The sequence below is a fragment of the Pseudoalteromonas sp. S3785 genome (assembly GCF_005887365.1).
In the GTDB taxonomy this organism is placed as follows: Bacteria; Pseudomonadota; Gammaproteobacteria; order Enterobacterales; family Alteromonadaceae; genus Pseudoalteromonas.
In genome coordinates, this window is sequence record NZ_PNCT01000137.1 from 1 (window position 1) to 326 (window position 326).

Genomic DNA, 326 nt, shown 5'->3' on the forward strand with positions numbered 1-326 from the left:
TAGCGGTATCGGTGCCATCAGTTAGGGAATAATTTATAACTGCTTGGCCGTTAAAGTCGGCCTCAGGAGTAAAAGCAAGATTGCTACCGGCCACAGTAACACTCCCTGTACTTGCGCTTGCGCTGCTAATAGAAAGCGAGTCGTTTTCTACATCTGTATCATTATTTAATACATCAATATTTGTTGTTACAGCATCTTCTAAAATAGTAGCCGTGTCGGGATTGGCTACTGGGGCATCGTTAACTGGTGTTACGGTTATTGTTAGAGATAGTAAGAGCTACGTGTAGGCAAAGAATATATTCGACTGTTGATATGTAAGTGGATTC

The 326-nt window shown here is 41.7% G+C and carries 1 protein-coding gene; it reads right to left on the reverse strand.

Annotated elements, in window-relative coordinates; all coding sequences use genetic code 11:
• Positions 1-259: Ig-like domain-containing protein (locus tag CWC17_RS19830; protein WP_502704922.1), on the reverse strand; the 259-nt coding region annotated here is incomplete at its 3' end.
• Positions 260-326: the final 67 nt, after the last annotated feature.